Annotated in this window: 25 protein-coding genes and 1 pseudogene; 7 read left to right on the top strand and 19 right to left on the bottom strand. The window is 33.2% G+C overall.

The window, feature by feature from the left end:
* Positions 1 to 28: 28 nt before the first annotated feature.
* Entirely contained in the window at positions 29 to 283 is a 255-nt protein-coding gene (locus tag PSA_RS24065) for a hypothetical protein (protein ID WP_042145326.1), read from the bottom strand.
* A 275-nt stretch (positions 284 to 558) separates the two neighbouring features.
* Entirely contained in the window at positions 559 to 1026 is a 468-nt protein-coding gene (locus PSA_RS24075) for a GNAT family N-acetyltransferase (RefSeq protein ID WP_231665528.1), read from the bottom strand.
* A gap of 334 nt (positions 1027 to 1360) precedes the next feature.
* Here PSA_RS24075 and PSA_RS24080 point away from each other — a divergent pair, with 334 nt between their 5' ends.
* From PSA_RS24080 to PSA_RS24090, 3 genes are all read left to right on the top strand, one after another.
* Positions 1361 to 2932, top strand: a complete 1572-nt coding sequence (locus PSA_RS24080) for a BCCT family transporter (RefSeq protein WP_042145328.1) — start codon at positions 1361 to 1363, stop codon at positions 2930 to 2932.
* Positions 2933 to 3078: 146 nt separating this feature from the next.
* On the top strand, positions 3079 to 3510 hold the full coding sequence (locus tag PSA_RS24085; RefSeq protein ID WP_042145329.1) for a GNAT family N-acetyltransferase: 432 nt from the start codon (positions 3079 to 3081) through the stop codon (positions 3508 to 3510).
* A gap of 252 nt (positions 3511 to 3762) precedes the next feature.
* On the top strand, positions 3763 to 4014 hold the full coding sequence (locus PSA_RS24090) for a hypothetical protein (RefSeq protein ID WP_042145331.1): 252 nt from the start codon (positions 3763 to 3765) through the stop codon (positions 4012 to 4014).
* Positions 4015 to 4279: 265 nt separating this feature from the next.
* Here PSA_RS24090 and PSA_RS24095 read toward each other — a convergent pair whose 3' ends face one another.
* From PSA_RS24095 to PSA_RS24130, 7 genes are all read right to left on the bottom strand, one after another.
* Positions 4280 to 4732, bottom strand: coding sequence for a hypothetical protein (locus tag PSA_RS24095; protein ID WP_145987698.1), 453 nt, complete (start codon positions 4730 to 4732; stop codon positions 4280 to 4282).
* A complete protein-coding gene (locus PSA_RS24100; protein ID WP_052379982.1) occupies positions 4720 to 5130 on the bottom strand; it encodes a hypothetical protein in 411 nt (136 codons plus the stop codon). The genes PSA_RS24095 and PSA_RS24100 overlap by 13 nt, the downstream gene beginning before the upstream one ends.
* Before the next feature lie 179 nt (positions 5131 to 5309).
* Positions 5310 to 5576 (bottom strand): DUF3325 domain-containing protein, encoded by a 267-nt coding sequence (locus PSA_RS24105; protein WP_042145335.1) that lies wholly within the window; start codon positions 5574 to 5576, stop codon positions 5310 to 5312.
* Positions 5570 to 7117, bottom strand: coding sequence for a PepSY domain-containing protein (locus tag PSA_RS24110; RefSeq protein ID WP_042145337.1), 1548 nt, complete (start codon positions 7115 to 7117; stop codon positions 5570 to 5572). The genes PSA_RS24105 and PSA_RS24110 overlap by 7 nt, the downstream gene beginning before the upstream one ends.
* A 381-nt stretch (positions 7118 to 7498) precedes the next feature.
* Positions 7499 to 10174: a TonB-dependent siderophore receptor gene (locus PSA_RS24120; protein ID WP_231665529.1), complete on the bottom strand. Its 2676-nt coding sequence runs from the start codon at positions 10172 to 10174 to the stop codon at positions 7499 to 7501.
* Between the two features lie 145 nt (positions 10175 to 10319).
* Positions 10320 to 11264, bottom strand: a complete 945-nt coding sequence (locus PSA_RS24125; protein ID WP_052379983.1) for a FecR family protein — start codon at positions 11262 to 11264, stop codon at positions 10320 to 10322.
* Positions 11254 to 11772: an RNA polymerase sigma factor gene (locus PSA_RS24130; RefSeq protein WP_231665530.1), complete on the bottom strand. Its 519-nt coding sequence runs from the start codon at positions 11770 to 11772 to the stop codon at positions 11254 to 11256. The genes PSA_RS24125 and PSA_RS24130 overlap by 11 nt, the downstream gene beginning before the upstream one ends.
* 269 nt (positions 11773 to 12041) lie before the next feature.
* Between PSA_RS24130 and PSA_RS25685 the strand changes: the two genes are divergently transcribed.
* Together PSA_RS25685 and PSA_RS24140 are read left to right on the top strand one after the other, a co-directional pair.
* Positions 12042 to 12188, top strand: coding sequence for a hypothetical protein (locus tag PSA_RS25685; RefSeq protein WP_157575832.1), 147 nt, complete (start codon positions 12042 to 12044; stop codon positions 12186 to 12188).
* Between the two features lie 468 nt (positions 12189 to 12656).
* Positions 12657 to 12962, top strand: a complete 306-nt coding sequence (locus PSA_RS24140; protein WP_042145346.1) for a hypothetical protein — start codon at positions 12657 to 12659, stop codon at positions 12960 to 12962.
* Between the two features lie 12 nt (positions 12963 to 12974).
* Here the strand turns inward: PSA_RS24140 and PSA_RS26710 are convergent.
* Positions 12975 to 13240: pseudogene (locus tag PSA_RS26710) on the bottom strand (cupin).
* A gap of 302 nt (positions 13241 to 13542) precedes the next feature.
* Here PSA_RS26710 and PSA_RS24145 point away from each other — a divergent pair.
* On the top strand, positions 13543 to 13722 hold the full coding sequence (locus PSA_RS24145) for a cold-shock protein (protein WP_042145348.1): 180 nt from the start codon (positions 13543 to 13545) through the stop codon (positions 13720 to 13722).
* A gap of 101 nt (positions 13723 to 13823) precedes the next feature.
* Here PSA_RS24145 and PSA_RS24150 read toward each other — a convergent pair whose 3' ends face one another.
* The 4 genes from PSA_RS24150 to PSA_RS24165 all read right to left on the bottom strand — a co-directional run bounded on the left by PSA_RS24150 (position 13824) and on the right by PSA_RS24165 (position 18415).
* Complete coding sequence (locus PSA_RS24150; protein ID WP_042145350.1) at positions 13824 to 14810, bottom strand: WD40 repeat domain-containing protein; 987 nt, start codon at positions 14808 to 14810, stop codon at positions 13824 to 13826.
* Between the two features lie 298 nt (positions 14811 to 15108).
* On the bottom strand, positions 15109 to 15324 hold the full coding sequence (locus PSA_RS24155) for a hypothetical protein (RefSeq protein ID WP_042145352.1): 216 nt from the start codon (positions 15322 to 15324) through the stop codon (positions 15109 to 15111).
* Between the two features lie 849 nt (positions 15325 to 16173).
* Entirely contained in the window at positions 16174 to 16419 is a 246-nt protein-coding gene (locus tag PSA_RS24160; RefSeq protein ID WP_042145394.1) for a hypothetical protein, read from the bottom strand.
* An 814-nt stretch (positions 16420 to 17233) separates the two neighbouring features.
* The gene (locus PSA_RS24165) at positions 17234 to 18415 is read right to left on the bottom strand and encodes an MFS transporter (protein WP_042145405.1); all 1182 of its coding nucleotides are present in this window, start codon (positions 18413 to 18415) and stop codon (positions 17234 to 17236) included.
* Positions 18416 to 18541: 126 nt separating this feature from the next.
* Here PSA_RS24165 and PSA_RS24170 point away from each other — a divergent pair, with 126 nt between their 5' ends.
* The gene (locus PSA_RS24170) at positions 18542 to 19357 is read left to right on the top strand and encodes a helix-turn-helix domain-containing protein (protein WP_042145396.1); all 816 of its coding nucleotides are present in this window, start codon (positions 18542 to 18544) and stop codon (positions 19355 to 19357) included.
* An 8-nt stretch (positions 19358 to 19365) separates the two neighbouring features.
* Here PSA_RS24170 and PSA_RS24175 read toward each other — a convergent pair whose 3' ends face one another.
* The 5 genes from PSA_RS24175 to PSA_RS24190 all read right to left on the bottom strand — a co-directional run bounded on the left by PSA_RS24175 (position 19366) and on the right by PSA_RS24190 (position 23912).
* Complete coding sequence (locus PSA_RS24175; protein ID WP_042145398.1) at positions 19366 to 19782, bottom strand: hypothetical protein; 417 nt, start codon at positions 19780 to 19782, stop codon at positions 19366 to 19368.
* Between the two features lie 51 nt (positions 19783 to 19833).
* The gene (locus PSA_RS25690; protein ID WP_157575833.1) at positions 19834 to 20010 is read right to left on the bottom strand and encodes a hypothetical protein; all 177 of its coding nucleotides are present in this window, start codon (positions 20008 to 20010) and stop codon (positions 19834 to 19836) included.
* Between the two features lie 203 nt (positions 20011 to 20213).
* Entirely contained in the window at positions 20214 to 22091 is a 1878-nt protein-coding gene (locus tag PSA_RS24180; protein ID WP_042145400.1) for a S8 family serine peptidase, read from the bottom strand.
* 307 nt (positions 22092 to 22398) lie between these two features.
* Positions 22399 to 23577, bottom strand: coding sequence for a PAS domain-containing sensor histidine kinase (locus tag PSA_RS24185; protein WP_127924114.1), 1179 nt, complete (start codon positions 23575 to 23577; stop codon positions 22399 to 22401).
* Positions 23577 to 23912 carry a helix-turn-helix domain-containing protein gene (locus PSA_RS24190; RefSeq protein WP_059365080.1) on the bottom strand — a complete coding sequence of 112 codons (336 nt, stop codon included), beginning with the start codon at positions 23910 to 23912 and terminating at the stop codon, positions 23577 to 23579. The genes PSA_RS24185 and PSA_RS24190 overlap by 1 nt, the downstream gene beginning before the upstream one ends.
* Between the last annotated feature and the right edge of the window lie 82 nt (positions 23913 to 23994).

Genomic DNA, 23994 nt, shown 5'->3' on the forward strand with positions numbered 1-23994 from the left:
AATCGACACGAGATTATAATGTAAGCTTTTAATAGGTCAGAAGCTCATCAATTAAAATACTTAATTGGTCTAAGTCTTTATTAAAGCCTAAAGCAACGGGGTGATTTTCATCTAATAAACTCTTGATCCGCTCAGCCATATTATGAACTTTTAGTGATAAAACAGCGATGGCACTGCTGTCTACAGTTGGCTCTAATTCTAATGTATTGTTGGGACTAATTGCATCCACTTTATCTTGTAATTTATATAACTGCCCCGCTATATGTTTAATAAGAAAAAACACTTAGCGCAATTAAAATTAAAGCAAAAATAAAAAATGAGACAACAATATACAGGATAAGGTTCAAAGAAATCAATTGAGCCTAGAAATAACAAATCTTGTTCTGCAGCTTTCATATACCAACTAAATGCTGCATCCAAATCTTTATCGACACTTTTACCTTTGCTGAACATTGTACCACTACACATATAGCCTAAATAGCTTTGAGATGAAACACTCTTTTGTTAAGCTGCAACTTTGAAAAGTGTAATATAACAGTGTAAGAATAAGAAATATGTTTAAAGAGCTTTAATCATGTGCAAGGTTTCAGGTTCAAAACCCAAGTTATCATAAAAACCTTTTGCTTTTTTATTATTAGCGAATACTTCTAAATGCAATAAACGATACCCTTGCTGTTTAGACCATTTTTCAGCTGCCTGCATTAACAACTTACCCACTCCCATTCCTTGAGCTTTTGCAGAAACTGCAAGTAAAGGCACTGTACCGCAAGCTTCATTTGATATGCTATCTTGGTGCTCACAAGCATGAACAAAACCTAATGAAACACCCTCTTTCTCTGCAATCAATGTAATTTTGTTAACGGATGTTTGATTTAATATTTGTGCTATATAATCATCTTGCATTTTTGCAACTATGGCACCCCTGTGCCATGTTAAGTTTGCAACTTTTGCTAAATCTGGTGATAATTTAAAAATAAAATCATAATCTGTCCGCTCAGCATCTCTTATTATTATTTCTGTTGTCATATTATTTGAGTAATCCGTTATCATTCTATAGCTTAAATAATAACGCGCTCTTTTAACTGCACACAAGGAAAAGAGTTACTATTTCACTTTAATTTAACCTATTGAGAAACTTATTAATAAAACTTATATACAAACCCCGAGGAACTTCGATTTAATCACGCTGTTATGCTAATATTCACTAACAAATCTTTGCTTACTCATATCTAATTTGTGGGTAACACTTCTTTTTCTCGGTTTTACTCAACTTGCCAACAACGGACTGTGACTAAGTTAGCTGCATTGAGAATAGTTAAAGCACAGCTTTAACTAACACAAAAACACGGCCAATAATTTTATGAAAAATAATACAGACATTTATAGTATTGATAGTACTGACTATAAAATAGGACAAGATAATATTCAAAAGTGGGGATTCGATGTCCACAACCCTGTTTTTGGCGTCAGTACCGCATTAATTTTTATATTTCTTCTCGCCATTTTAGTAAGTGAACCTGAAACAGCAAAAACTGCTTTAGATGGTATAAAGTGGAAAATCATTGGGACGTTTGATGCCTTATTCATGTGGTCAGGAAATATCTTTGTATTATTTTGTCTTACACTCATTTTTTCACCCTATGGCAAAATCCGTATAGGCGCAAGCGATGCCGAAGCAGATCATTCACGCCTTTCATGGTTTGCAATGTTATTTGCAGCAGGTATGGGCATTGGATTAATGTTTTGGAGCGTAGCTGAACCTGTTGCCTACTTAACCTCATGGTATAAAACGCCATTAGGTGTTGAACCAAATACTGCAGAGGCTGCACGTTTAGCTTTAGGTGCGACCATGTATCATTGGGGTCTTCATCCTTGGGCCATATATTGTGTTGTTGCTTTATCTTTAGCATTTTTCAACTATAACAAAGGTTTACCTTTGTCTATTCGTTCTATATTTTATCCTTTATTGGGCGAAAAAACTTGGGGCTGGCCTGGACATATGGTAGATATACTCGCCGTCTTAGCAACTTTATTTGGTTTGGCGACCTCCTTAGGTCTTGGTGCACAACAAGCCACCAGCGGCATTAATCATGTATTTGGTACTGACGGTGGTATTGGCATGCAAATATCTGTGATTATTGGTGTGACTGCATTGGCAGTCTTCTCTGTTGCCAAAGGCTTAGAAAGTGGCGTAAAACAGCTTAGTAAAATTAATATGATACTGGCTTTTGCTTTGTTGGTATTTGTTATTTTTACTGGATTTACTGTCACTATTGGCGCAATACCAACAACGTTATTTTCATATATTGAGAATATTATTCCATTGAGTAACCCACATGGTCGTAATGATGAAGCCTGGTTTCAAGGCTGGACTGTATTTTATTGGGCTTGGTGGGTATCTTGGTCTCCGTTTGTTGGTATGTTTATCGCCCGAATATCTAAAGGGCGAACTATTCGTGAATTTATTCTTGCAGTATTAATAATTCCGACGCTTGTGACAATTGTATGGGTGTCGGTATATGGTGGTCTAGCGATTGATCAAGTTATGAATCAATTAGGTTCTTTGGGCACTGACGGTTTATCAGAAGTGCCTTTAGCTATGTTTCAGATGTTCGATTCACTTCCTATGAGTTCATTGCTTTCGCTTATCGCTATCGTATTAGTTATAGTGTTTTTTATTACCTCTTCCGATTCTGGCTCTCTAGTAATTGATAGCATTACTGCTGGTGGCAAGATAGATGCTCCTGCACCTCAAAGAATTTTTTGGGCTATCATTGAAGGCGTGATTGCTGCTGCTTTGTTATGGGTAGGTGGCACCCAAGCAATTGAAGCACTTCAAGCTGGGGCGATATCAACAGGTTTGCCCTTTACAGTACTCTTATTATTAATGTGTGGTTGTCTATTAAAAGGCTTAAAAACTGAACCGAGATAATTTCTATTCATGCTCTGGTAAGTAAATTATTTTCTGCCAGAGTAGAAATCATGGTGAAATGATTTCTACTGTATTTATTCAATCTTGATTGATACTATATCCATTCGCGGCTGCGCATCGATTCAATACTAATATAAGAGAATATTATGATTGTAGAAAATGTGCTTCCTGAACATTATGATGAAATGCTAATTGTTTGGGAAAACTCAGTCCGAGCAACACATGACTTTATCACTGAAAAAGATATCGTGTTTTTTAAACCAATTATCATGGAGCAAGCTTTCCCTGCAGTTACATTAAAATGTGTTAAAGATAAATTTGGTTCAATTATTGGTTTTATGGGCGTCCATGAAATGAAAGTTGAAATGTTATTTATTTTAAACAACATAAGAGGAAGTGGCGTTGGTAAGTTATTATTGCAATACGCAATTGATAATTTAAATGCAAATAGTGTAGATGTAAACGAACAAAATCCATTAGCTGTTGGGTTTTACCAACATATGGGTTTTAAAGTGATATCTCGCTCACCCATTGATAATATGGGGAAACCTTTCCCTATTTTACATATGAAGTTATAAGTCTCGGTTTTCCATAATCCGAATTTGTTAGAAGAAGTGCCAAAAGCCAATAACCAAGGCACTTCCGTTTCCTTGCTTATAACAAGATTTGCTCCCTAAATTTTATAATACTGTCCTACTAATTAATTTGAATTTCAGCCAATATGAATTTATTTTCCATTAAATTCAAATTGTTAAATTATGTAGTTGTTTGTATTTAATGGCGCAACAATGAAAGTTAACACTACCAACCATTAATGAAGGTGTTAATTTATGAAATATATTTTATTACTTGGGTTATTAATCACTTCTTATTCAGCTTCTGCAACACTATATAAATGCAATATCAATAATGTGCTGATATTTAGCCAATTTCCATGTTCAAATAAACAAGAGAAAAAAATCGTAAAATCTGTTGATACAACTAATATAAAATCAAAGTTAGCTGTAAATAAAACGAGTCATTTGTCTAAAATCGAACACAAGCTTTTAGATAATATAAAATTGGCTGTTTACCGATATTAGCTAACGGTAGACTTGTTAGCTTAGAGACATCAAGTAACTATGTAAACGTCGCAATTAATTTAATAGAAGAATTGGACACTCAAGAACCAGAGCAATGACTCCTTTCACCCAATATAAATATTCACCTAACTATTCTCGACTTTGCTCAACTAAATTATAAATACTGAGTGCGTCTGATTCTGTTAACTTAATGAGTTTTATTGTACCTGTTACTTCAAAATGTAAAGGTTATCACCTTTATAAATGACTTAAAAGAAAGCGAACATCAAATCTTTACCAGTTTGATTGATTTTATTTCTTGTGGCTTAAGTATGGAATACAAATGAGTCATTATATCATGAGATCGACCCTTAACTTGAAAGTCATACCCTTGCCCATTACCTACTTCTATAAAAGATAAGTAATTATTTGAAACCGTAATTTCACCTATCTTATCAATCAGTAAAATGGATGCAGGACTCATACTTGTACTCTGACAAAACAGTAATTGCTCCTCCCTCCTGATTAGGTTTTTAATATTATTTTTCTTTTTATAAGTATTCGAGCTTGTAAATGAAAGCGTTACAAGGTTTGCTAACGTAAAAATAGACATCAGGACATATTGCAACTCAATTTTATCCAATACAGAATAAAAGTACGCAAAGGTTATCCCGAATATAACCGCTAATAATATTAAAAATTTAGATAAGGTGTTTTCATTTTTAATCATAATTTCCACACTATCTCATTACGTAGTTTTTTTACCAAAGCAACATCAGGACCTGCAACAGAGGTATAAACAAATGTCTTACCATCTAGCTTTGCACATGTAATAGATGCCCTGTTATCATTGAATTTTCCATATACATACTTAGCTTTATCGTACTTTAAGTTTCTGTTAATAGTTTTAAAGCTTAGAGATTCAAGGATATTTTTGCCTTTCATAGCGCATAACTCAGCATCTATCTCTAATACTTTGAAATCGGACCATAAATGAGGTGTATAAGTTTTAGTGAGTTCCGGTACTTCTACTGGTGATGCAAAATAATTTATTACAACTGAACTGAACGTTTCACCATAATTTACTATGCCGTAAACTAAAACTAAAAACATGATTAGTATTACTTTTTTAAACACTATTAATCCTTTAACTATCTTTAATACCCTATAAATAGTGGGGTTAATTGAATTTTCTAGTAAAGGAACATTAACGAAATTTGAGTAAGGTTACAATAAATATCTTGTTTAAACGGTTTTCAGAAATGAAGTGGTAAAAAAAATTAAATTACTTCATTTCTGAAAAGTTTTATTTAAGCTTATTGTTTTGATGAACGCCATGCATTAATAAGTGCCACAATGAAAATATTTAATGCGAGATAGGAAAGCCAATAAACACTCATCATAGCCGTGTTTTGAAAAGCTACTATCACGAATGACACTAATAATAAAAACCAACCTAACACTTTAAATCTTTTTCCTTTTTCAGCTGTGAAAGTTGTATTGAATACCGAGCGAAAATGTTTAGTCATGGTCATAGATAAACACCATAGGGCAATGAGTTGAAGGATAAAACTGATTAGCATACGGCTTCCTCTTTGTTTTTAAATTCAGATACAGCATTTCTGTTTTTACCTTTGAGCCATGAATATACTTTTAAACACACGCCTCCAGATATGAGTAAAGCTAAATTAAAACTGATATAGGCCATATTTTGATTGTCTAAAGCGTTAATTAGCCAATTTTTTTCGATGAGAAAATCAATCAAAGGTAATAAAGATAATGCCAACCCGGTTACTAACATAATATCAGCCCAGGTTTTTAAAGCAGGCCTTAAAAAACTATATAGCAATGAGACAAACCAAACTATCAGAAAAACTGATACTTCTAATTCTGCTCTTGATTCAATATTAAGAGGGATTATTCTATTAGCATAAAAATAACTTGTGATGGCTAATAGTAAACCTGCAATGCCAGCTATATTTAAACGCTCAACTACTAAGTGTCCAAAATGACGTTTTTTAACTTTATCTAAGCGTTTTTTTAACCAGATAATCAAACCACTGGCAATTAAAATACAGCTAGCAACCCCCATAAAAAACAACAGCCAACGAAGCATAGGTGTTGCAAAATGCGCTTCATGTAAGCCATAAAATATTCTGCGGATCTTTCTTGCAGTACGTTCAGGTTCAATTGGGGCTAATTGCTCACCACTTTGTGCATTAAATGCTAATACTTCCTCTTTATTTGATAATAAAATTAGCGGGTTGCGATAAACTATAATGCGGCCATTTGAATCAAAAGGTCTTTCATATACGATAGATTTGATTGCAGATTTTTCAGGCCAATGTTTTTTAATTGTATTCACAATAGGCATAAGATCTTTGATTGGTTCAACAGCAATATTAGAAGAGATGACTTTAGGTAAAGACGTTGATACTTGTTTATTTAAGTCTCTATAGCCATTTTCAAAATGGTGTTGCGCACTAAAAGGGACATAGATACTAATATAAATCAGCAAAGCACTAAAACTAATTACAAAACAAAAAGGTATGGTGATCACTCCCATAACAGCATGAGTATCTGTGAGTGTTTTCATTAACTTATTAAGACGTATGGTAAAAAAATCTTTAAAAAATCGCCTGTGAGTAAAAATACCAGTAAAAACGCCTATCAACATCACCATAGCTGCAATGCCAGCAATATAACGCCCACCAAATTGACGCATTTCTAATGTGTAGTGAAATGTTCTAAAAAAATTACCTCCATTTGAATCTCTCACTGAGATTTCTTTATATGTTTCACTATCTAATACTTTTGAAAAGCGCTTGGCTCTTTTTTCACTTGGCATAAACCAAGAGATAACAAATTGATTATTCCGTTGCGTAGGTAAATTAATATGCCATCGTTCAGAGTCTTTTGATTGTTTATTTAATAAAGTTAAAGATTGATTTAGTAATTTATCAGAAGATTTATTACTACCAAGTTCAGGCTTCATCCATTGGCTGATCTCGGGATTAAAATAACTGAGTGTGCCTGTTACAAATATTGCAAATAAAAGCCAGCCTATTAATAATCCACTATAAGTATGCAACCAAATCATACATTTTCTAAAATCTGGTTTCATGAAATATTTCCTATGTAATGAATTAAACAGAAAACTGAACTAACCAATGCAATATCACGCCAAACTAATAAAGCGCTTGACCTAGAGAAGCTAAAAATCACACAAGCAAAATAAAATACGTAGCTGAAAATAGTTCCTAGATAAACGGCATCTGATTTAAAGCAACCAAATACATGCATAAATATTGGAACCAAAGCAAAGCTGCTGGCAACTGCTAGTCCATAACTTCCAAAAATGGCAGCTAAAGCACGAAAAGTAATACTCAATCTATAATTCATTATTAATTTTAAATTTCCGATTCAGATGTATAAACTTTAAAACCAATCAGGCAAATACCTGATTGGTCTTAATTGTTAATATTGTTTTTTAAACTTTAATTATTTAAAAGGTATATCTCACAGTTAACTTAGCGTTACGACTATCACCTGGTAAACCACCGATAAATAGTGCTTTAACATAATAGGTTTCATCGGTTAGATTTCTTAAATTTAGTTGCACATTCCAGTTTTCAACATCGTAACTAACCGCAGCATCCAACACTGTATATGCGTCTATGGTTGAATCGGGTAAACCAAATGCGTTTGAATTAATACTTCGCTTACCGGTATAAGTCATACCTAAACTAAGCTTTATCGGATTCGCTAATTCACTAAATGATTTTTGATAACTCGTCCAGATACTGGCAAACTTTTTAGGGATCCCTTTTCTTTGCCCCGATTGTGCTTGTTCATTTTGATTTCTGATTTCAACAGCATCTTGATATGTGGCATTAAAATTCATAGACCAAACATCATTAATTGCCATATTCATATCAAACTCGTAACCTTTAGTATTATCTTCGTTATCAAAAACATACTTAGGAACACTGATGTTGTATTCACTGTCTTCAGGGTTATCATTGTATAAAGGGTGAGAACGACGAATATTTGTTTTTCTTGTTTCAAAATAAACGAGTGAAGCTAATAACTCTTCATCAAATGCTGTAAAACGTATACCTAAATCAAATGACTTAGACTCAGAATCAGGAATATCGCTAAAGCCTAAAATACTTGAGGCTGTACGACCTTTTGAAAAGTTAACAAAAGATGCAAAATCATCTGTGATTCGATAATTTAAGCCTAAGTTATAAGTGTTTCCTGAATCTGAAAAATCTTCTTCTTCAGAAATATCAGGTGTTCTTGGTGTGCCTTTATGCTGATAGGATTGCTTAATTTTAGAGTGTGCGAATCCAAATCTACCCGTTAAGATATCATTAAAATAAAGTACTTCCTGAAAACTTAAACCATACGAAGTGACCGATGAATCATAATTAGAAGTTAAAGTTGGGTCATATTCCATAAAGCTTTTTGTTGGCCAATTTGGATTACGAATATCTAGAATATACGGAAGCGGCTCAGCAGCTGAGCTACCATCAGCATCACTTAAACTCCAGCTTTTAACTGTCATAGAACGATCTTCAAAGTTCGCACTGATCAAATGCTCACCTTCAAACGGGCCTAATGACCAACTCGTATTAAAATCAGCAAAGTATTGCCAACTTGTTTCACTTGCATCACTTCTTCTATATTGCTGGCGTCTTGCTGCAAATGGATAAATCACATCATCAATTATAAGCGGCGCGCGAGGATCAGCGTTTATTTCTCCTCGGCGATCCCAATAAACATAGTTAAACGCACCTGTTTGACGAATAAAATCAGTTTCATACTCTCTAAACTGCACTTTTTGTAATAAGCTAGTATCATTCGAAAAATCAACGCTATGACTTATTTTAAATCTTAATTCTTCACCTTCATTAGGCTTAGACATAGGTGAAATTAAACCTTGGCTACCTAAATCAAATGGTTTTAAACCATCAGTTGCAGCCAATGACTTAGCTAACTCCTGTCTTTGTACATCACTAAGTTGTAATCCCCAATTGCCATCATTATCTGCATCAGTATCATTGACTAAGTCTTGCCAAGTGATTTCACCAGGGTTGGCGTTAATGCTATCTAAGTTCAAAATACGAACTGGGTGACCGATAGAATCAACTTGATTTTCATCATCAATGAAGGCTGTTGAAAATATTAACTCTTGATCTTGTTGTAGATTCAAACGTAAAGAAGCATATACTTCATTTCGGGCAGAGCTAAGACCTCGATAACCATCTGTTTCTTCAAAATTAGCAACAAACCTATAGGCCATAGAATCATTTATAGCGGATGTTGCATCTAACATCATGCTTTGATTATCCCATTGCCCTACTGTTGCTTTTACTTGATAGAAAGGTTTATCTAATGGTTTTTTTTCTACTAAATTAATAACACCGCCGGCAGAGCCTGTGCCATATAATCCAGTAGCAGGTCCTTTTAATACTTCAATACTTTCAACATTTGTTGTTGTTCTGGTTGGATTGTAACTGTTGCCTAAACCTGCACCACCATACATACCATCATAAATATAATTCGCACCTAAACCACGAATAATTAAATTATCACCTATACCGTAATTATTACCTGATTGTGTTAATCCACTTATGTTTCTTAAACTATCTTGTAAAGTAGACGTAGATTGTTCGTCTAATAGAAACTTATCAACGACAACTATGGCAGCCGGAGTCTCCATTAAACTCATATTAGATTTAGTTGCAGTACCTGACTCTAAAATCAGTTTATTATGTCTGCCATAAACACTAATATGTTCTAATGTTTGATTATTTCTAACTAAATTATTTTGTGGCTTTACAATACTAGTTGCTTTTACTTCGCGTTCTTTATGCTTAATTACAACATCAGTTTCAGATACCCATTGTGCTTCTAATTGCGTATTGTTTAGTAACTGCATTAGAGCATGTTTAACCGATTTAGCTTGATATACACCATTCACATTTAATCCATTAATAACTTTATCTCTGGCAAAAATTTGTATATCACTTTGTTTAGCTAAGCTTGTTAGTGCGCTAGCTAAAGATTGTTGTTTAATTGTGATTGATATATTTGATTCAAGTGCAATAACAGAACTAGACATTGCAACAGCAAATGCCAAACTACTTAATTTAAATGTTGATTTACCAGACATGGATTTACAACTCTCCGACAGTAATGTAAGTGATAACTATATTCATTACCAATAAGGACGTTAATCATATTCAAAACCCGTAAAAATAAATTAAAAAAGATGAATTTAATTCTTAATTCACCTTTCATATAAAATAAAAGCTTAATTATTTTAGTTTTACTTCGTTGTTTTCGTTAACGATTTCTAATCCTAAGCCATTTGTGATTAATTTTAGGGCTTGCATGGGTTTTTCAAGATTAACAGTGCCTGAAATTAATTCGTAAGCCATATCTTGATTAAGTAGACTGATAGGTTTGGAGACATAAGGCTGTATTTGCGTTAATACATCTTTTAAATATCTCGCTTTAAAGTTTAGTTTAACATCACGCCAATTCTGATCTGATTGAATGACTTTAGCTGTTTGCCAATAGTCATTAAATTCGGTTAAAAAGCCTTCTTGGATCACTCGGTTTGTGTGTTTGAAGTTCACTTTTACTTTATGCTCTGTTACTGCTAATTGCAAAAAAGGCCGAGTATTAACCGTAAATGCGGTTCCTAGAGCAGTAAATTTATGTTGTTCATAACGTACTACAAATGGTCTTGTCTTATCTTTAGCTACATCAAAATGTGCGTCACCGTTCAGTATTGTTATTTGACGTCTATCATGATCAAAATATACAAGCACTTCACTTTTTGCATTCAAACTTATGGTACTACCATCAGGTAAATCGAAATCTGCTTGTTGCGCAACCTGTGTTTTATAACTTTTAGAATAATATTGTGTGTCTAAATTAAAGTAGATAAAGGAAAAAAAGAAAAAACTCGCTACCAAAGCCATATATGAGATGAACTTAATTGGCACTTTATCAACCTTTTTTTCTGACTTAAAAGTGATAGGACTTACTTTTTTAACTACAAAATCTGTAGACTCGTTTTTTGGTATGCTTTCTAGGATTTGCCAATTTTGACTAAGATCATCAAATACCTGTTTATGACTAACTGAAGTATTTAACCAATTGACGAATTCAGGATCAGCAGTAAGTGAATTATGATCGAATTTAACTATCCACATCGCTGCTTCTAATTTAATTTCTGCGATATTATTTTCCATGTTTATTTTTCTCCTGCGCGATATCGCTGCACATAATCAAACTAATCGCTAAATTTTTTTCCACCCAACTCAATGATTTATTTTTATGACTTGCAATTTGTTGATTTGTCCATCCATGTACTCTGCTTAAAGTAACTAGGTCTCTTTTATCTGTTGGTAATTGATTTAATGCTGATCCAAGTAGCTCAACCATATTTTGATCAATCGCTCTTTGCTCAGGCGAAATTTGATCACAAATCGCTAAGTCAATTTGCTGTTCTTGTCCTGTTTCTATTACATGATATGGTTTGCGACTATTATCAATAATTAAATTTCTAGCAGCTGTATTTAAATAACCTTTTGGGTTATTTATTTTTTTATTTTCAGGAACTGAGTGTAACTTCAGGTAAAGATCTTGAAGTAAATCAGAAGATAAATCTGGGCATTTAACTTTATACTTAATAAATTTGAACAGATTTTGGTATTCCTTTTGGAATACCTGTAATACATTGAGTTTACTAATAGACATATTAAAGATATAAGAAACAGAGGAACTGCGTATGATAATGATTATCATACGCATAGGCAAGTAGCTATTTTGATTCACATCAAGTTTAATAGATTTTAACTATAACCACCTTGTTACTTTTGACTTGTACTGTTCGAATTCATCACCAAAAACTTTATTTAAAGCCGCTTCCTCATGCATAATTTGAAATTGATTCATATAGCAAACAAAAACTACCACACCCACTATAGACAGAATAGAGGCTAAATATACAGACCAAGCTAATAGTTGTGTCATCTTTAAGCGTTAATTCAACAGCATCTAAAGCAGAAACATTATATAATCATCCAGTAGAAACATTATATAATCATCCAGTAGAAACATTATATAATCATCCAGTAGAAACTAAACGTATACAAAATACCATTTGGTTCTAATAATTTTACGTTATGTATTTTTTCAAATTTCAATTCCTTTTTCCAAAAATAAGAGCCAAAAACCAAGTTATTTTATTGTTAGTGATACGAATGGTAAATGAAAAAAATAACAGTGTAATAACACCTACTATAATAAATGCTGGCCATATAGTTTCATCTGGCTTGTTTATTGAGGAAAAAATTAACAAACCAGTTACTGAAAGCATTAAGAAGAGCATAAATATTGCATCATGCCAATACATGAGTTTTTATATGATAGAACAGAGAGTTGTTCGATTTTAGATTTTGAATCACTACCGCAAGAGATGAGTAGTAGAGATAAAAAACAAATATAAAACAAGCGATTAAAAATAACTGCTCCTTAGTCTTGTTATATTGTGGCTGATTATCAGCTCTCCTGTTACTGATTGCAAACAAAATAGGAACAATTTAGAATAGTTCGTGATACATATATTAAGGAAAGTAATTGTGAACAATATTTACTATAAAATGAAGTGGCTAGGCGTGTTAGTCATGCCTTTATTTCAAGGGCTTGCCATATTAGGAATTTCCCAACTCCCTATTGTTAAAAATATTGCTGAAATCTATGTGCCCCTGTTACCTTATGTATTACTTATTTCAATCTTTTTGTTTTTAGTTGGTATTTTTAAAGAGAATTTCAACGCACTATGCTCAGATAAATCTAAACGGTATTTTAATCTTATTATAAATGCGATTGGTATATTTATTTTGGCTACATACACTCTAGTGTTTGTAATGGGTTATTTAATATAGATAGATGCTTTTTTAATCATAATGAATTGCTAACCAGATGATTTCTTCATCAGATGTAGTCCAAGTTACTTTGTGTTTTTGATGAGCTGCAATGTTAAAATTGCTTCACCTTTTAACACAATCACCCATTCATTTAAGGTTTGATCATACCAACCTGTTTCAGGTGAAGTGTGTCATTTAGTAATAATTCGTTCAATTTTTATATTTTTATTTTCTGCTAAGACTTCAAAAACCTCTCAGCTCAGATCTTCAGGAATGTCTTTAAAAATGTTGTTCATTACTTTTCCTTATAAAATTAAATTCAAAGAGCAGAAAAAACAAATATACCATAATTTCAGTGAGTTAAATATGACTTAAACCTATCCTTGATTATTACACAAAATACAAACTGCACACATAACACGTTACTTTAAATCTTCATTATATATAATTCACTCAGTTTGAAAGCAAACAGTATATTTGTGTTATATCATTTCGAAGATGCATCTTATGTTCCTCGTTATGTTTTTTATAAGTAACAGTAAGACTTCCAGTATTATCGCCTTAGGGCACAATTACTTTTAAAAAATAGGATTCTATTATGTCTAATACAATTACTGGTACAGTAAAATGGTTTAACGATGCTAAAGGTATTGGTTTTATCGAACAAGCTTCTGGTCCAGATGTTTTTGCTCACTTTAGCGCAATCCAAGGTGACGGTTTTAAAACCTTAGCTGAAGGGCAAAAAGGCCCTCAAGATGAGAACATTGTTGCTCTATAACTGTTTATTAATAAATAGCTGAGTAAATATTATCATTTAAGTTAATTCTTAATGATCAAAAGGTAAGACTGATGTCTTACCTTTTTTGTTTTCTGCTATCGTTATAAATCTTTGTTGCCCCAAACTTCTAAAACACCATCAGAAGTAATTGAATAAACATCTTTGTTGTTTGTTACTGCAAAATCTAAGATCATGCTGCCAAAGTTATAAGATCTCACATTTCCAAATCCAATTTCTTTGCCTGTTTGTACGTCCCAAAGAGAAAGTTGGAATTTTGATGAGGCTGTTAACAGTTTACTCCCATTTGACAAAAAGATTGCCTGCCTAAAAAATCTAAATCGTTCTATATATTCAAGGGACGTATCTGATTCTCCAGAGGGTAAATTTATTATTTTTTGTGATTTAAGTGCATCTGATATAAATATTCTTTCATTAAAACTATCATGTGCGAAGCTGGTGATCCTTTGAGTTAATGCAGCTGAAGCGATTACTTCACCTGTATAAGCATGCCATTGCACAATTGTACCATCATTTGCTGCTGAGAAAATGCTTTGACCATTTTTATGCATTACTAATTTGGTGACAGAAGAATTGTGAATCTTATGAAGAGATCTTTTATTATATTTTAAGTCAACATTTACAATACTGCCCTCATTTAGGCCTATATAAACATTATCTCCTGAGTAATTAAGCAATATTTTTGTAATTTGAATATCTTCACTAAATCCTTTAACCTCCCATGTCGCAATTACTTTTTCCGTATTAATGGAAAGTAGTGTTATATATTTTTTACCTGCACTGGCAATGATTGATTTATCACCTGAAAGAACAATATGATACTGTAATTCTTTAAAGAGAGAGCTTGGGTATTCAATCATTTTTTGCTTATTCGTATTATTGAAAATAGAAATATTTTGATTAATATCTAATAATGCAGATAATTGGCTGTCTTCAGATAAATCTGCATCAACAACACCTACCTCTACAAATTTATGAAATGATACCGCTTTAAGCTCTTTTAATTTGTCAGTACAACCAAAAATAAAAGTAGTTAAAAGTACAAGCAATAAACGAGAAATATAACTCATAATGAAACGACAAACTAAATAATGGCAAGAATTATACATAGTAAACAGTTAAATAAACTAGGTCAAAACCATGTGAGTTTAAATCAATATATAGGAAACAACCCTAAATGTAATTGACTGTATTATAGGGCATTATTCAAAAGTTGTAATCTAGTACAACTGACTTTATCTAAAAAGTGTAATCCATAAGCCTTTTATTTATTTTATTGAGGTTTAGTATGAAAGGTTATCCCACCAGTATATTTTGCAACTAAGTTGTATGCGATACAAAAAGCCGCAACTAATATATAAGTAGCTGCTAAGGTATAAAAAGGTAAAAATAAATATAAAAAAACGCGCTCGCAGTATCGGTTACAATTATCGGAATAATAAATTTAAACGTTACATCAGTTTGTGCGCTGGCAGCGAGTGTCATTATCCCAATAACAGCTATGAATACGGTTAAGATTGCGACTACTAAAGCGAGCGTTCTTGAGGTTTGAGTTACATTCAGTTCAGTTATTTCACTTTTCATTTTATTTCCTTGTTAGCATACTGAACATAATGATTCCTATGATAAATTGAGTTTTTTGGGTAACTTAACAAATCAGAACCATAAATAGCGAAGATATCATAGCTTACTTATATTACTAAATTATAAAGGTTTTTTATAAAAATTAATTTAGCATTTATAAACTTTGCTTAACTCAAGAGCACTATTGTCTTTTTCTATAAAAATGAATTTTAAACCAACAACAGAGCTCAAGGTTTTAGAAAGTCCAAATGTGACAAGTTAAAGACCATAAATATAAATAGATATGAATAAAATTTCAGGCCAATAAATTATCAGCTTCAAATTCAAAAATAATCCACACAGAAGTAACAGTGATTAACCAAGAAATTCGAGTACATAGTTTATTTCTCATGACACCTACTTTTCAAATATCTAGTTAATAAGTAAGGAATGTTATAGTTTTATAAGTGATAACTAGGTATTTACTAAGATTGTATCGATACTTAATTATCTACACATACTTATCATTAGTCTAATTAAAATAATATTAGAATATTTATTGAGACATGCATGATATGAATTTTGTGTAGATTTAATTTTTTTGTTTCTACAATTAAGTGTAACTATTCACTAGGGGAAAATTATTTTCTAATGATCCTTTTTAGCTATTGACCGATCCTGCCAGTATGCCAAGCCAGTGCTATGACTTAATCGCCCTAGCTTCAATGAATTTAAACAGCATCAACATCACTGAAATAGTTGAGAAAACTAAAGCTCAGTTACAAGAAGATAAGACGCTCACGCCTGCGTTGAAGCTGTCTAACGAGATTATTCTTGTTATCGTTGTTATGCTTGCCAGTAAATTGGGACTTAACAGTACGGCATTGCTTGCTCTTGGATAACGTTAACCCAATCATCCTGAGTTTTTTCTACTGGTGGTAAAGGGTCGGTTATGACAGCGTGAAGAGTATGGCTTGTTAAACGCTTACGCCAAGCATAGAAGCATGATGTGTTGAGTTTTTGCTGTTTGCAAAAGGCGGCTATTTGCATACTGCTTGCAGCATGTTGTTCGAAAATTTGTTGCCATTGCTCAGGTGTTCTGTGGATATTTGCCATTCTTTTACTTGGTAAGTAGATGATGACATTACTTTAGGGGATTTAGGCTAGAATGGAATACGCCTCAAATTGATCACAAGCACAATTATACAAAGTAATACGATGTCTATTCCTCCCAGTATCTATGGGTTATTTATGTTTTTATCTGCGGGGCTCTTCTCTATCACTATGCTAAGAAAAGATAATAAAAGAAATAATTAACCACTTTAATTCTATAAAAAGATAAAACTTATAATTAAAACAGTGCAATAAAATGCAAAGTATGAGTTTACCCCAAGTAAAAAGTAATATTGATGAATCGAAAAGCAGTCACTTTAAATTTATTATTATAGTGATTTGTAGTTTAATAAATATGATGATGGCTTTTACTGCAGCTTCTGTCAGTACTGAAGGCACCTACCAAAGTCTAAATAGGTGATTTACTTATTTCAGGTACAGTTTTTATGGCGTTTGGAGCACTATTTATTGCTCCTTTTGCTGATAAAGTAGGTAAAAAATTCATACTTCTTACTTTAACCATTGAGACAATTTATGGTGCAGGGTTTAGGTATATCGCTTTTAACCCCTTTTAAACTGTTTTATTACTTGCTTGAATGATTCAAAGTACTATCTTTTCTTCATTACCATGTATATGTGATCCCATTGAAGAGTTTGCAGGCATAGTAACTCTTAATGCAAAGTCCCATACACCTTTTAGCTCTTCACGACGAAATACTTCTTGAATTTCTATTTCACCTTGACCATCGTGACTATTTTGATCCGTTACTTTATCGCATGTAATATAGCTTTAAATCATAAATAATCCTTTATTTTGCTACTTATTATTCACTTCAAGCTCTTGAGAAAAATCAGCAGTATTTTTAGTTAGATTTATAAATTGACTTGCAAATAATGAAGCAACAGCAATCAATGCTCCTGCATAAAATACCAACGAATTGTCAATGAGCCAAATCACACCAAAACTTGCCGGAATAACAACTGCAGCAATGTGATTGATACTAAAACTTACAGCAGAGTTTGATGCGATATCCTTCGGTTCTGCAATTTTTTGAAAGTAAGTTTTTAATGCTATCGCCATAGCAAAAAACAAATGATCAATCACATACAATACAGCTGCAATATCGGCAGAATCCACAACAGCGTAACCAACAAAAACCATAACTAAACCTGAGTACTCTAAACTAAGCGCTTTTTTCTCACCGACTCTGCCAATCCAAGTACCAATTTTAGGTGCTAAAAAGAAATTTATAACATGGTTTATCATATACAGTAGTGTGATTTGCTGCACACTATAGCCAAATTTTTCAACCATAAGAAATCCAGCGAATACCACAAAGATCTGTCTTCGTGCCCCCGACAAAAAGGTTAACAAGTAATATAAACTATAGCGTTTTCGTAAAACTATTTTTTTGTGCTGAGCGTGTTTCACCTCGAATTTTGGCATAGCCATAAACAACCAAATTGTCAGCAACAAGCCTATTAAACCAAAAAATAAATATAAGAATTGATAACTAGTAGAAAATAAACTGAACCCTAACCAAATAAGGGCATAACACACTAAAGATACAGCTGATTTAATTGACATTAACTTACCCAATTTCTCAGCAGTTTCTTCTTTATTAAACCATTGTAAACTTAATGATGTATTTACAGTTTCATAATAGTGAAAACCTATAGACATTAAAATTGTGGTAGCATATAGGCCGTAAATACTTGGAAATAATCCCGTTATTGCAACGCCTATTGATAAAATACACAAAGAAATAAGCGCGAATATCTGCTCTGTTAAAACTAATAGCACAAATACGGCAGTAAAAGCTAAAAAGCCAGGGATCTCTCTTAGAGATTGTAAAATACCAATTTCAGCTCCTGTAAATGCCGCCTGTTCTATAGCGAAATTATTTAACATTGCTAGCCAGGCAGCAAAAGTTGCTGACATAACAATGCTTGCAACTACAAGGAAAATAAATGGTGTTTGCCATACCTTATTTTTCATATTATTCCCTATTGATTTAATACTTTCCTGATCCATACTGCTCCTGTTAAACCATTACTGATTTCTAGTTTGTGTACCGAGTTACAACAGTATATTATTTCCATTACATGGCTGAAAGGTGAAATTATGACAGTTAACTTATCAAAACAGACAGATTTTAAATGGACAAAACAGAGCCCAAGTAGACTTTATCCAGAATTACCTAGACCGATTGTTTCAACGGCTCATGAATTCGAAGCTATGACACATATTGTTAAGCATTCTCACCCATGGTCACAATTGTGCTACGCATGTAAAGGCGTAACTCAAACTCAAACCCAAGAAGGTACGTTCATATTACCCCCAGAGCAAGCTTTGTGGATCCCAGCTAACGCCGAACATCAACAACACCTAAAGACTAAGGTTAGTAATCGCAGCTTATACATAGATTCAAAATGGTGTAACCCACTTGGTAATAAGGTTCGTTCTCTCACTGTTGACCCACTATTGAAATCTTTAATTTTAGAAATAGCCAACTGGCGTGAGCATTATGAAAGAACCGCTCAAACTGATCGTTTAGTACAAGTTTTAATTGATAGATTATCAATAGCACCCAGTAACGAGTTGTTTATGCCAACCATTAATGACAACCGGTTGTTGCCAATAATAGAATCCTTAACCTTTGATCTTGCAAACAAACTAACAATTGAAGAATGGGCGTCAAAAGTTGGCGCTTCAAGCAGAACTTTAAATAGACTGTTTAATAAAAATTACGGCATGGGTTTTAGTAAATGGAAGCAAAAGATTAAAATTATGAAGTCTTTGGAAATGTTAAATGAAGAAATCCCTTTAAGTGATATTGCCTATGAACTTGGGTATGAATCCTCATCAGCATTTTTAACCGCTTTTAAAAAACAGCTAGGATGTTCACCCAAAAAATACTTATCAATTAATAATGATTAATAGGTGATTTATTTAGGTTTCTTTTGAGATCTGTTATTTACGCTAAAATAGATTATAAAAAAAATTATTGCGTAGCCAGATGCATAAATGATTGCTAAAAATAAGCTATCTTGCCCATCACCAAAAAACAAATTAGCAATATTTATTATGAAAGACCCATTAGGTAAATGGACTGGACCTAGAAATATGCCAAAGAAAAAGCCAATTAATATCGTTTTCAAATAACAATTGTCTAGTAGGCAAGTAATGAGGATACAACTGACTATAAATAATAATAAACCCAATACTGCCATGCCAATCATAAATGGCCAATATAAAGCAGATGGATCAGATGCAAAAACAGATGAAGGTAAAGCTAAGCTAATAATCAGTATAAACTTTTTTACAATGCTACTGACATTACAACGAGCTTCCTTACCCTGCATTGTTCTGATCCTTAAATACTTTACCTAACTAACCTAATCTTACCAGAACAATCAGGCTCTTGTACTTAATAACATATATTCTTTTGCATACTCCCATAACATTTGCGCTTGTTTTATATTCTCACCATTACGATATAAATCTAATGCATGTACTGCATAATCCTGTGCAGTACTGTTATTATCTAAGTCCAAAAAGTTCATCTGTGAAGCATATTCTTGAATCTTCATTTCTATACCTGTTGCGATTTTAAAATCACCAAAATTTCACTTGATTTCTTAAAGCAAAATTTAAGCCATTAATAGAAATTTTAAAGAATTTATTATCTGAAGATTTGGGTTATTAAAAAAGAAAAACACTTTAAATATCTCTATCCAGATCTATTTAAAGTGTTTTGTAAACTCTAAAATGTCGTTAGTTCTTAAAGTCTAAATTAGTAAGAAGCTGTAAGACTAATACCTGAATAAGTACTATAACCCTTTACTCTAATATACACTGTACCAGCTTGTGTAATATTTAAACTACAACTTTCTGAATTACCATTTTTATAAGGGCGGCAGTCATAATCTGTATCTGTCGGTTGTGCTCCTTGCTTCACATACAAATCACCATCACCGGTACCGCCAGACATTTGCACTGCTAACCTCGAATTTGCTGGAACGGCTATTTCGTAAAAACTTTCAGATCCAGCGCTGCCAGATAAACCAGTTTTTGGTATTCCATTTTCTAAACAACTACTGCCTGTACAACCACCACCTGACGTTTCATAGCTCGCTGTAATTGTTGTACTGTATGAAGAATATCCATGAACCATAGCATACATTTTACCTGCAGATGGATTATTAATGACACAGCTTTCATTATTACCATTTTTATAAGGTCTACATGAATAAGCTGTTAAAGTTGCTTTTTGGCCTTGATTTACATATAAATCTGCATCACCTGACCCACCAGCAATATTTAACGTTACGCTTGCAGCACCTGATGGTACATCAATAAAGAAATCAGTGGTGGAACCTGTACCACCTGAAACTGATTTCGATTGATTATTTGATAATTCAGTTTCATCTACAGGGCAGTTATTGCCACATCCTGTATCATCTGCCAATGCAAAAACCATCTTATTAGGCGAGCCCGCTTTTGCATCAGAAACGACATTACTGGTTGATCTTGAATTCAATAAACTTTCAACTTGTGAACTTGATAAGCCTGTATTTTCATCTAAATACAATGCAGCAACACCCGCTACATGAGGCGCAGCCATCGAAGTACCACTGATCGTATTTGTAGCAGAGTTAGAGTTATACCATGCAGAAGTGATATTTGAACCAGGTGCGTATATATCTAAGCAATTACCATAGTTAGAAAAACTAGAACGTGAATCACCATTTGCAGTAGAACCAACGGTAATAGCATTTGCCGCTCTTGCAGGCGAATAATTACATGCATTACTGTTATCATTACCTGCCGCCACAACAAATGTAATACCCGCTGAAACTGCCGCATTTACAGCATCATCAGTCGCTTGAGATGCACCACCACCTAAACTCATATTTGCAACAGAAGGACCTGATGCATTATTTTTAACCCAATTAATACCTTGGATCACGCCCGAATTACTACCTGAACCGTTACAGCCTAATACTCTTACACCCACAACATTAACATTTTTAGCAACACCGTATTTCGAACCTGCAATGGTGCCAGCTACATGTGTTCCATGACCATTACAATCTGTTGCGTTATTATCATTATCAATGAAGTCGTAACCGCTCGTAGCACGACCACCAAATTCATTATGCGAGTTAAGTACACCAGTATCAACAACATAGGCAGTTACACCAGTGCCATCATAATCATAATGATAATTACCATCTAAAGAACCTGAGCGTTGATCTACGCGATCTAGACCCCAAGTAGGACTAGCTTGATCGCCAGAAGCTTGAATTGGTGTTGCATACATCATTTGATCTTGTTCAATATATGCGATATTTGGATCTGAAAGCATTTGCTTTACTTGTTCTTGATTTGCATCAATTAATACACCATTTAATGCACTACCGAAATTAGTTTGAACATTGACGTCATATTTATTATTTAGTGATGCACCTTGCTCTGTAGCAAACTGTGCAATTGATTGATCACTGTCTAAATTTAAAACGCTGGGAGTATTAAAAACAACAATATATTTGTCTTTTATTGCTCTTGATTCATCGACTTGTAATAATGTTGCCTTATATTCATTAGCCTGAACAGATGAATATGAAAGTGCAGCTGTCACTGCCAACGTTACTAAATGTTTTGTTTGCATTTTATTCTCCGTAGATTATATTTTTGCCAAGAGGCAATTTAAAAATAGACTACAGTTACCGTTTCTAGGTACTTAAATGTAAACAGATGTAAACAGTCAATCCAACCAATGAATAAATACTGGATTTAAAACCATTAAGGTATTGTTTTATTTTAATTTATTAAATAATGAGTTTTTTCTAATAAATAAAATTAGGTAAGCTAATTGTTGCGATAGCACCATCAGAATCTGTTCGGTTTTTTAAGTCCAGCTCACCCTGTTGATTACGGATAAACTCTCGGCTAATAATTAACCCGATACCAGATCCTTACTCTTTTGTTGAATAAAATGGCACAAATAAGTTGTCTAAATTGGCAATTCCTGTGCCTGAATCAATAATATCAATCTGTGTAAACTCATTATCTTGGTGCCATTGCATTAAAACTTGCTCATTTTTTTTACTTGCTTCAAATGCATTTTTAATGAGATTAATTAGTGCTTGCTCTAATTGACCAGGGTCAGCTAAAAATGCTTGATTTGATAAGTTAAGTTTAATTTCAAGTTTAAGGAAAATGGCTCGCATACGATCGGTTATATCTTTTGGTAATACATGCTCAATTTTTGCGGGTGCTAGTTTACTAAACGCAGAATAATTCTCGACAAACTCTAATAACTGTAATGAACGCTTTTCAATTACTTGTAAAATGTTTTTTTCTAGCTTCTCTTGTTCTGGTTTTAATGGCCCCGCTATTTTCCTTTCTTGTAATGATTGTGTCATAGAGTAGATAGGCGTTAATGAATTTCTCACTTCATGATTAAGTACCCTAATCAAACGTTGCCAAACTTGTTTTTCATTTGCTCTAAGTTGTTGCTCTATTGAAAATAAAACCAATAGTTGATAATTACGCCCACTTCGTTTTAAAACATGGTGTGTCACTTCAAAACGTTGCCCTAAAGTAGTGTCACTATTTTGTTGCCATTTATTATCTTCAAAAGATAAACCTAAAGTGGATGCATGTTTACCTAACCATTTATTAGATGAGGTTTTTAGTAGAGATTCTATTGTATGATTTGCTGAATATATTTGTTGATGATGATCGAGTACTATAATCGGTAAACTGAGATCTTTAATGAATTCAGATAAAAATGATTCGTTGTGCATGTATTCAAATCGTTTATCGATGAGTTTATTGCTTAATTTTTCAAAATCATTTCTAAGATTTGTTACCCTACCCGCTTTATACTCTGCTAAATGCCAGCTATTAAACTCTTCGTTGCCTATGGCATCAAGTTGTAGGCCTATGCGCTCTATCGTGTCAGTAACGCTTTTAAAGCATCGTCTTGCAACAAAAATACTTGGGATCATAAAAGCCATTATTAAAGTACTGGCACTGAGGAAATCCATCTCACTCATGTCAGTAATATAAGTACAAGGTAAAAGCGGTAGCATTGTTAAAAAACAAAGTTTGTAAACTAGCTTATTTTCTAGAGATGATTTATCAGTCACTAGCATTCCAAATTCTTTGGGTCGATAGCGAACTTTTCTAATCGTCGATAAATAGCGGATTTACTCATACCTAAAAACTCACCGGCTTCAATTACATTACCTTGATAATGTTTAATTGCTGTGACCAAGGTTATTTTCTCATTTTCTTCTAAAGTCATTAGTGGAAAACTTTGTGTACTTGGATCATTTTGATGATTTAAGCTTAATGACTGAACATCTAGCTGATCATTTTCGCTCATTATCACTGCGCGCTCTATGCTATGGCTAAGCTCTCTGACATTTCCGATCCAAGGGTGTTTTAAAATAGCAATTTGTGCATCTTTTAATAAAGACATTTCCCCTCTTTGATATTTATTTGAATGTTTTTCCAATAAATATTCACTAAGACACGTGATATCTTCTATACGTTCTCTTAAT

The sequence above is a fragment of the Pseudoalteromonas sp. '520P1 No. 423' genome (genome assembly GCF_001269985.1).
Taxonomy (GTDB): Bacteria; Pseudomonadota; Gammaproteobacteria; order Enterobacterales; family Alteromonadaceae; genus Pseudoalteromonas.